This is a genomic window from Flavobacterium sp., assembly GCF_020217025.1.
Classification (GTDB): Bacteria; Bacteroidota; Bacteroidia; order Flavobacteriales; family Flavobacteriaceae; genus Flavobacterium.
The window spans coordinates 1-10,000 of sequence record NZ_JAIWOF010000081.1 but is presented as its reverse complement, the minus strand read 5'-3'; the positions used below and the strand labels follow the sequence as shown (position 1 = coordinate 10,000).

The 10,000-nt window shown below is 33.6% G+C and carries 11 protein-coding genes; 5 read left to right on the top strand and 6 right to left on the bottom strand.

The window, feature by feature from the left end; genetic code table 11:
* Positions 1-1,056: chromosomal replication initiator protein DnaA (dnaA, locus tag LDL23_RS03935; RefSeq protein WP_291264544.1), on the top strand; the 1,056-nt coding region annotated here is incomplete at its 5' end.
* Between the two features lie 3 nt (positions 1,057-1,059).
* The gene (locus LDL23_RS03930) at positions 1,060-1,515 is read left to right on the top strand and encodes a low molecular weight protein-tyrosine-phosphatase (RefSeq protein WP_291264543.1); all 456 of its coding nucleotides are present in this window, start codon (positions 1,060-1,062) and stop codon (positions 1,513-1,515) included.
* Between the two features lie 144 nt (positions 1,516-1,659).
* On the opposite strand, the gene LDL23_RS03925 is transcribed toward LDL23_RS03930, so the two are convergent.
* Entirely contained in the window at positions 1,660-1,851 is a 192-nt protein-coding gene (locus LDL23_RS03925; protein ID WP_291264542.1) for a cold-shock protein, read from the bottom strand.
* A 259-nt stretch (positions 1,852-2,110) separates the two neighbouring features.
* Here LDL23_RS03925 and LDL23_RS03920 point away from each other — a divergent pair, with 259 nt between their 5' ends.
* Complete coding sequence (locus LDL23_RS03920) at positions 2,111-2,845, top strand: SAM-dependent methyltransferase (protein WP_291264541.1); 735 nt, start codon at positions 2,111-2,113, stop codon at positions 2,843-2,845.
* A gap of 2 nt (positions 2,846-2,847) precedes the next feature.
* Here the strand turns inward: LDL23_RS03920 and LDL23_RS03915 are convergent, their stop codons facing one another.
* The 5 genes from LDL23_RS03915 to dapF all read right to left on the bottom strand — a co-directional run bounded on the left by LDL23_RS03915 (position 2,848) and on the right by dapF (position 6,986).
* Entirely contained in the window at positions 2,848-3,495 is a 648-nt protein-coding gene (locus tag LDL23_RS03915) for a peptidoglycan-binding protein LysM (RefSeq protein WP_291264540.1), read from the bottom strand.
* Between the two features lie 96 nt (positions 3,496-3,591).
* Entirely contained in the window at positions 3,592-4,575 is a 984-nt protein-coding gene (locus tag LDL23_RS03910; RefSeq protein ID WP_291264539.1) for a DUF2279 domain-containing protein, read from the bottom strand.
* A 12-nt stretch (positions 4,576-4,587) separates the two neighbouring features.
* Complete coding sequence (gene mltG / locus LDL23_RS03905) at positions 4,588-5,628, bottom strand: endolytic transglycosylase MltG (protein ID WP_291264538.1); 1,041 nt, start codon at positions 5,626-5,628, stop codon at positions 4,588-4,590.
* 12 nt (positions 5,629-5,640) lie between these two features.
* Positions 5,641-6,171, bottom strand: coding sequence for a GNAT family protein (locus tag LDL23_RS03900; RefSeq protein WP_291264537.1), 531 nt, complete (start codon positions 6,169-6,171; stop codon positions 5,641-5,643).
* 26 nt (positions 6,172-6,197) lie between these two features.
* Positions 6,198-6,986 (bottom strand): diaminopimelate epimerase, encoded by a 789-nt coding sequence (gene dapF, locus LDL23_RS03895; protein ID WP_291264536.1) that lies wholly within the window; start codon positions 6,984-6,986, stop codon positions 6,198-6,200.
* Positions 6,987-7,111: 125 nt separating this feature from the next.
* Here dapF and LDL23_RS03890 point away from each other — a divergent pair, with 125 nt between their 5' ends.
* Positions 7,112-8,494, top strand: a complete 1,383-nt coding sequence (locus LDL23_RS03890) for a Do family serine endopeptidase (protein ID WP_291264535.1) — start codon at positions 7,112-7,114, stop codon at positions 8,492-8,494.
* Between the two features lie 123 nt (positions 8,495-8,617).
* Positions 8,618-10,000 (top strand): glyceraldehyde-3-phosphate dehydrogenase (locus LDL23_RS03885; RefSeq protein WP_291264534.1); only part of this gene is annotated, 1,383 nt, incomplete at its 3' end.

The window sequence follows — 10,000 nt, the reverse complement described above, 5'->3', positions numbered from 1 at the left end:
TTTATCATTCCTGGTATTCGTAATCTAAAAATCGAATCGCAATTAAATGCTAATTATAGTTTTGATAATTTCCTAGAAGGAGATTCGAACCGTTTAGCAAGAAGTGCCGGAATGGCAGTTGCTAACAAACCAGGTGGAACTTCCTTCAACCCATTATTAATTTTTGGTGGTGTTGGATTAGGAAAAACGCACTTAGCTCACGCTATTGGGGTTGAAATCAAAGACAAATATCCAGAAAAAACCGTGTTGTATATTTCAGCTGAAATATTCACACAACAATATATAGACTCTGTTAAGAAAAATACACGTAACGATTTTATTCACTTCTATCAATTAATTGATGTTTTGATTATTGACGACGTTCAATTCTTATCAGGTAAATCAGGAACGCAAGATGTATTTTTCCACATCTTCAACCACTTACACCAAAACGGAAAACAAGTAATTCTAACTTCCGACAAAGCACCAGTTGACATGCAAGATATTGAGCAACGCTTACTATCTCGTTTCAAATGGGGATTATCAGCAGAATTACACCAACCTGACTACGAAACGCGTATTTCAATTTTGAAAAACATTTTATTCCGTGACGGAGTGGAAATGCCAGAAGAAATTATCGAATACGTTGCTAAGAATATTAAATCTAATGTTCGTGAATTAGAAGGCGCTATTATTTCATTAATTGCTCAATCTTCTTTCAACAAACGTGAAGTTACAATTGATTTAGCTAAGCAAGTAGTTGAGAAATTCGTTAAAAACGTAAAACGTGAAATTTCAATTGATTATATCCAGAAAATTGTTTCGGATTATTTCCAATTGGATGTTGAAACGTTACAATCGAAAACTAGAAAACGTCACGTTGTACAAGCGAGACAATTAGCGATGTTCTTTGCTAAGAAATTTACGAAAGCTTCTTTGGCAAACATTGGTTCGCAAATTGGAGACAGAGACCACGCAACGGTTCTTCATGCTTGTAAAACTGTTGATAATTTAGTTACAACTGACAAACAATTCCGTAAATTCGTTGACGATATCAACAAGAAGTTATCGCTATAATTCATGGCTACAAAAATCTTAATGGTTTGCTTAGGAAATATTTGCCGTTCTCCTTTGGCAGAAGGTATTATGCGTTCTAAACTTTCCGAAGATTTTATCGTGGATTCAGCAGGAACAGGCGGTTGGCATGCGGGCGAATTACCTGACAAACGTTCGATATCAACAGCAAAAAATAGAGGTTTAGACATTACCAATCAACGTGCTAGACAATTCAAAAAAAGTGATTTTGATATTTTTGACCATATTTTTGTAATGGATAATTCTAATTACAAAGATGTTTTGGCTTTGGCTCCAAATGAAGAAGCTAAATCAAAAGTCAAACTGATTCTAAACGAAATTTTTCCAAACGAAAATGTCGATGTTCCCGACCCATATTATGGAGGTCAAGACGGATTTGAAAACGTTTTTGATATGTTAGACCAAGCTTGTGAAGAAATTGCAAGAAAACTTAAGCAATAACTTTTACGGATTTAGCTATTTTACTTCTATTCGCATCTCGAACCAACATACAAACGAAAGTTTTTAAATTTCAAGAATCATCATATTCAAAAATAAAAAAAGCCAATCTTTTCAGATTGGCTTCATGCTTAAAGTAAATATATCTTAGATAACCTTTACGTCTACTGCTGTTGGTCCTTTTTGTCCGTTTTCTACGGAATAAGAAACCTGATCGTTCTCACGCACTGTCTCGTTAAGACCAGTTGCATGAACAAACACATCTTGACCACCACCGTTTGGAGTGATGAATCCGAAGCCTTTTGCTTCATTGTAAAATTTAATTGTACCTTCGTTCATAATATGAATATTTAATAAGTGTCAAAGATATACTAAATTATTGATTTTTAATATTTTATTTTAAAAAATTAAAAATATTTTAAAATAAATATCGTTTTGTTGAATTTTTTCTAAAAAATATCTTCTAACATTGTTCCTAAGAAAATACGTTTACAATAATTTTTCAAATCATTGCTTTTATTACCAAATGCAAATATGATAATCTTAAACCCTCTTTTGATGGGACTTTTTTTATTACTTTTGTCATAAATAATTTTTTATGAAATCAAACACTTTAGGCAAACTGTATTTAATTCCTATCACTTTATCCAATCCTGGAGAAACTACGGTAGTTCCTGAAGATGTTTTGCCTCAAACTATTAAGAGAACTATTGATTTTATAGATTATTACATCGTTGAAAACGAGAAAACCGCTCGAAAATTCATCAAAAGCATTCATCCCGAGAAAAAACAACCCGATTTAAAGATTTCAGTCTTAAATAAACACACTGAATTTGCTGAACATAACGAATTCATCCAACCTTTATTAAGAGGAGAAAACATTGGATTAATGAGTGAATCTGGTTGTCCTGGAGTAGCAGATCCTGGTGCTGTTATTGTGAAATTGGCACATGAAAAAGGAATTCAAGTTGTACCTTTAGTGGGACCAAGTTCTATTTTATTGGCTTTGATGGCGAGTGGCATGAACGGTCAAAGTTTTGCTTTTAATGGTTATTTGCCTATCGATAAAAACGATAAAAAACAAGCGTTGAAAAATTTCGAACGTTTGTCACAAGATAAAAATCAGTCGCAATTGTTTATTGAAACGCCTTATCGCAATAATAAATTAATGGAAGATTTGTTGCAAATTCTACAACCGAGTACTCTTTTATGTGTGGCATGCGATATTACGTTACCAACAGAATTCATAAAAACCAAAACGGTTAATGAATGGAAAAAAGAAAAGGCCGATTTACATAATCGACCTTGTATTTTTATTATTCACAAAATGTAAAATTACTCTAAATCTACTTTAGCATTTGCATCTGCTTCGATGTGCGAAATATTGTAATTTGAAAATTTTCTGATGTAGCTTGATAACGATGTTCCAAAACCATCTTTGAAACCATTACGTCCATTACTTCTTAAATATTTTTTTACCGAACCAGCTCCACCTAAATGCGCTGCCGCAATCAAACCTGATTCTGTAATTTCTACACCATTGATTACTCTACCAGAATATTTTTGAATTTCTTTTCGTAATTCCCACTTGTTTCTTGCGATTAAAGCTTTAAAAGCTTCATCTTGCCATTCAGCGTTACGTAAAAATTCTTGAAAATCATAAATACCCACAGTGCGTAGTGTACTTCTTCCGAATTGGTATTTACCCATGTATCCGTATGGATTCACTAAATGCAACATACCTCTTGACTCTTTGTAAGCCATTTTTTGAGCAAAACCAGAAAATGATTTACCAATATTTGGCACTTTAACTGGAATAATTACTTCTTCGTTCTCATATTCATTTGGAACATGGTACTTAATACCCTCATAGTTCGACAAATGGAACCCTTCTAACTTTTCTTTCTTAAAGGTTATAAAACCAGAAGAAACGATTAATACTAGGAGTGTCAATCCTATAAAATACGACCTTTTTTTTATCATGAATTGTTATTTCTCAGCGTCTGTCACCCATCTGAAATTACCGATGCAAATATACAAAAAAAATTACAATATTGATTTACAGCATGTTAATAATTCCTAAAAGTAGATGAAGTGCGCTTTAAGTCCGTTATACTCATCGTATTGCAAAGTAGGTGCAGGAATTTTTATTGTGTTAAAAACCGAAAAAAGAGTCTTTAAAAAGTGTGATTTTGTAGTAATTTTCGTTAAGTTTACATCCAAACTCAGATAAAATTGACGATATGGGTTTTGAATGATTCCATTTTCTATTGCTTCGGCATCTTTTCCGTACAGCATTCCTTCTCCACCATAGCCAATTGCAAGGTTTAACCACTTAGGAACAAACTTATCTTTTGTGAACGAATGAACGTTAAATGACAACCAATACGTTTGACCATTATAATCTTTCAAAATTTGTTCGTTTAGAGAAGCGCCTAATGTTTCTGGACGTTGCGATGCAAATTTAGTTTGATGAAATGAAAATTTGGGTGTGATACGTTGCTCTTTCCAAAGTAATTCTTGCGATACATAAAGCGCTGTTCCGGAAACATTGGCAATTATATCACCAGAAGATGCACCCCATTCTTGTGAAAAACCATCAAAAACCTCAACTACCGTTAAAAATCCTAATCCAAGAGTAGATCCATAAATTAATTGTTCTTTTTTGGACGCGCCACTCCATTGCAACATTTCTGCACCTACTCTACCTAAATGATAGGTTGAATACATATGGCCCAGTTTATCCATTTGTAACCACTGCTTATTATCATTGATGAAATGGAAATTAGTTTGTGGATAATATTTATACCAAATTTGATTTAAACCAATTAAAGTAGCACCCAAAGCAGCGGATTCGCCAATGTAAACTCCAGTTCGTCTAGACTTATTTAGTGTGTCAGAAGGTTTTAAAAAAGAATTGATATCCGATTGCGCCTGAGAAAAAACAGATACAAACAGAAAAACGAATAGCCAACTAGCCCTGATTGAAATGAAAATCCTATGCTGAAAGCATAGATTGAAATGGAAAGCAGGAAAATGGTTTACTGATAAAGCCCAAGCCATTCGCTCCAAAAATTAACGATCAATTCCTAACTTCGTCACCCAATCTGCATATTTTTTAGCATTCACTTGGTGCGCTTCGTAACTTGATGCAAAAGCGTGATAACCCGGTTTGTCTGGATTGGCACAGAAATAAATATAATCGTGTTTTTCAGCATTTAAAACCGCATCGATAGCCGAAACATCTGGCATAGCAATTGGTCCAGGAGGCAACCCTTTGTTGATGTAAGTATTGTAAGGAGAATTAATTCGCAAATCATTAAAGAAAACGCGTTTAATTTCTTGGTCAAAATTACCCGAACGTTTTTTAATTGCAAAAATGACAGTTGGGTCAGCCTGAAGTGGCATATCTTGTTTTAAACGGTTTAAATAAACACCAGCTACTGTTGGTCTTTCATCTACTTTAGCTGTTTCTTTATGTACAATTGATGCTAAGGTATACACTTGAATTGGAGTTAATCCTAACGTTTTTGCTTTTTCCGTACGTTCCTTATTCCAGAAAATACGGTATTCTTTTGCTAATTTTTGAGCGATTTTGTCTGCTGGAGTATTCCAATAGAACTCGTATGTATTTGGAATAAAAAGTGCCAAGATAGTTTCTTCTGTTAATCCGTTTTCTTCTAAAAATGGCGTATTAGTAAAAGCTACTTCTAATTTTAAACTATCAGGTTCTAATTGAGTTGCCAAACGTTGCACTAACTTTCCTAATGTTTCTTGATTATTAAACGCAACCTTCACGGGAACATTTAAACGCAAACTTCTTACCATATCAAAACTCGTCATGTCTTTTTTGAAAAGAAATTTTCCGGCTTTTACATTCGTACTATAATTTCTTGATGTAGCTACGAAATCAAATTTTTCAAAATCTTTCACAAGCGGTTTTACAATTTCAACTACTTGTTCATAAGTTGAATTCGAAGGAATATAAACATAAACTTCGTCTTGTGAAAATTGAGTATTAGGTGTAAAAGCTTTGAAATAGACATAAACACCAACTGCAGTTGCAACTACAATTCCAGCAACAGCGATTATTGAAATTAGTTTTTTTACGTTCAAGGGGGTTATTTTTTAAATGTGATTGATTAATTGATACAACATTTCATCTTCGTATTGATTGTTGATTTTATTCCAATCTTTTTTTACTCCGATTTTTTGAAAGCCAAATTTAGTAAAAAGGGAAATACTAATTTCATTTTTTGAACCAATATTTGCATATAATTGATGCAATTGCAATTGATTGAATGCATAATTGATAACAAGTTGTAAAGCCTCTGAACCCATTCCTGAATTTCTATTGGTTTCACTTGAAATTACAATCCCAACTCCTGCTCTATTATTTCTAGGATCAAAATCAAACAAATCGATTAAACCTACTGCTTCGAATGTATCATTTAAGCAAATAGCTAGGCGCAATTGTTTGGCTTCGTAGATATCCTGATGCGCATTTTCTAAATACTGACGAATCAAAAATCGACTGTATGGTGTTTGCGTGTTGCTAACTTCCCAAACCGATTCGTTGTTTTCTATTTTGTAGATAAACTCTAAATCTTCAGGTTCTAGTGCGCGTAGGTAGATGTTAGTTCCTTTTAGTGTTATCATTTTCTAGTTCAAGTTCAATTACAAGTTCAAAAATCTAAATTGATTTTCCCTTCAAAAACAAAAGTTGCTGGTCCGATTAAGAAAACGTTAGTGTATTTTCCGTTATCTACATCAAATTGTACTTTTAATTTTCCGCCTTCTACGTTTAAATCTATGATATTGTTGTTTGTTTTTCCAGTTCGATGCATCGCGATAGCAACCGCTGTTACTCCTGTTCCACAAGACAAAGTTTCATCTTCAACGCCGCGCTCATATGTACGAACTGCAAAAATGTCACTGGCTAATTGATACACAAAATTGACATTACTTCCTGCTTTTCCATACAAATCGGAATAACGAATTTTAGCACCTTCCGTCTTAATGTCTAATTCTACTAAATTATCCACCAATTGCACATGATGAGGAGAACCCGTATTTAAAAAAGTGTAATCTTCATGTTGATTTACTGTATCAATATCTTTCATTTGAAGCGCTACAATTCCGTTCGTATCAATCGTTGCATAATGGTATCCATCTACTGCTTCAAACTTGGCTTTATTTTCGATAACGCCCATTTGTTTCGCAAAAGCAACTAGGCATCTACCACCATTTCCACACATCGAACTTTCATTACCATCGGAATTATAATAGACCATTTTAAAATCATATTCCGAATGGTTTTCTAGCAAAATCAAGCCATCAGCACCTATACCAAATCTTCTGTCACACAATTTTTCGATGAGTTCGGTGTTGTCTTTTGGGAAAAATTCTGTTCGATTGTCAACCATGACAAAATCGTTTCCAGTCCCTTGATATTTATAAAAGGTAAGTTGCATCGTCTTATTAATTTATACAAAAGTACGAATTATTAATAAGATGTTAAACATTGTTAATCGAGCGTTAAAGTGGTTTTTTGGAATATTTTTTGTTATAATTTTGAGTGAACAAAAATTTAAAAAAGATGAAAAAATTTGGAAGTTTATTCGCGGTTTCTTTATTAAGTGGTGCCGTAACATTAGGCGCTTACAAATTCTTTTTAGAACCGAATAATGCAAGTAAAATTACCCTTGCATCACCTAATTATGCTAAAAATGTAAATTTAGGTGCTGAAAATATTGACTTTACAGCAGCAGCCGAAAACACAGTTCATGCTGTTGTTCACGTAAAAAATGTGAGTGTTTCTAAAGTTCCTAGCAATCCATTAATGGAGTTTTTCTATGGTTATCAAGGACAAAGAGAGCAAACGCAAATTGGAACAGGTTCTGGAGTTATCATTACCGAAGATGGTTACATCGTAACCAACAATCACGTGATTCAAGATGCAACTGAGTTAGAAGTTACACTTAACAATAATAAATCGTACAAAGCCAAATTGGTTGGAACCGATTCAAAAATGGACGTTGCCCTTTTAAAAGTAGAAGCCGATGAAAAATTACCTTATGTAGTTTTTGGAGATTCTGATGCGATTAAAGTAGGTGAATGGGTTTTGGCAGTTGGAAATCCATACAACTTGAATTCTACTGTTACTGCTGGAATTGTTTCAGCAAAAGCCAGAAATTTATCTAACAACGGAATTCAATCTTTCATTCAAACGGATGCAGCTGTAAATCCTGGAAATAGTGGCGGTGCTTTGGTAAATACTCGTGGAGAATTGATTGGAATTAACACGATGATTTCCTCTCCAACAGGTAGTTATGCAGGATATTCATTTGCCGTTCCATCGAATTTGACACGAAAAATCATCGAAGATTTAATGCAATTTGGAAACGTACAACGCGGTGTTTTAGGAGTTGAAGGGGGCGAATTGAATTCAAACTACGCAAAAGAATTAGGAATTAAAGAAACACAAGGATTCTACATTAATAAGGTAACTAAAAATTCTGGCGCTGAAAAAGCTGGTTTAACTAAAGGTGATATTATTGTACAATTGGATGATAAAAAAATCAATGGTTTTGCCGAATTATCTGCTTACATCAATACAAAACGTCCGAACGATGTCATTCAAGTAAGTGTGTTACGCGATGGGAAACAAAAAACACTTCCGGTGAAGTTGACCAAAAAAGAAATTCTAAATTACGAATTCAACGGAATTGAATTTGAAGATTTGGATGCCACCGACAAAAAACAATTCAATGTAAAAGAAGGTATTAAGATTAAAAAAGTAAATAATCCTGAATTCGCTGAATACAATGATATTTTAGATGGCGCTTTAATTATTAGTATCGACGGAATGAAAGCAAAAGACATGGAAACGGTTTCCAGCTATTTGGCTAAGAAAGAAAATCAGAAAGCGAGATACCAAATCATTTCTAAAAACGGTCAAATGTATAGCATTATCATGTAAAACAACCTATATATGTAAGCTTCAAAACCAGACAAAAATAATGTCTGGTTTTTTTAGTTAAAAAATTTTACGAAAACGATTGAAATCTATACTTTTGCACCACAAAACAACACATTTATTTTCATGAGCAATATCTCTTTATACGAAAAAGAATTAGCTTTTCAAGCAGACAGAAGAAAAGCTGGTGTAGAATTCATTAAAATCATTAGTGATTTATGGTATGATAAATCAATCGAATTGGTTTTATTCCGCAATCAATTAATCGACAAAAACGTAAGCGAAATCATCAATTTACATGAATATGCTGGTGCTTTCGTTGGAAAACCAATCAACGTTTTCGACTCAGTTGAAATTGCAAGCGCTATTGTTGATTTAGATTTACCACCTTCAAGAATTGATATTGGAAAATTAACTTACGAATATCATTTAGAAGACGACAAATACAACGATGCCAAAGCATTTGTTATCGACAAATTAAAAAATGCGAAAAACTATCAAGAAATTAAACCAAAAGACGTGGTTTTATACGGATTTGGTAGAATTGGTCGTTTATTAGCTCGTGAAATGATGTCGAAAATTGGAAAAGGACAACAATTACGTTTAAGAGCAATTGTAACTAGAGATAAAAACGACGCTGTTTTATTAGAAAAAAGAGCTTCGTTATTGCGTTATGATTCAGTTCACGGTGATTTCAATGGTTCGGTTATTGCGGATCCAGAGAACAATGCTTTGTTAATTAATGGAACAACGGTTCACATCATTACAGCTAATTCTCCAGAAGAAATTGATTATACTGCTTACGGAATTGAAGATGCATTAGTAATCGACAATACAGGAGCTTTCACAACTGAAGAAGCATTAAAACGCCATTTAACTTCAAAAGGAGCTGATAAAGTTTTATTAACAGCACCTGGAAAAGGAGTTCCAAATATCGTTTACGGTGTAAATCATGAAGATTACAATCCAGACGAAGTAAATATTTTTTCGGCTGCTTCTTGTACAACGAATGCCATTACTCCAGTTTTAAAAGCAGTTGAAGATACTTTAGGTGTGGTTAAAGGACATTTAGAAACGATTCACGCTTATACAAATGACCAAAACTTAGTAGATAACATGCACAAAAAATACCGTAGAGGTCGTGCTGCTGCTTTAAACATGGTTATTACAGAAACTGGTGCCGGAAGTGCTGTTGCAAAAGCATTACCTGCATTAGCTGGAAAATTAACTTCAAACGCGATTCGTGTACCAGTTCCAAACGGTTCATTAGTAGTATTGAATTTAGAAGTTGGAAAAAATACTTCTATTGAAGAAGTAAATAACATTATGAAAAAATACGCTTTAGAAGGCGATCTTGTAGAACAAATTAAATACTCTTTAAACAACGAGTTAGTATCTTCAGACATCGTAGGAACTTCTGCTCCTGCTATTTTTGATAGTAATGCAACTATTGTTTCTGGAGACGGAAAAAACATTGTGATGTACGTTTGGTACGATAACGAATATGGT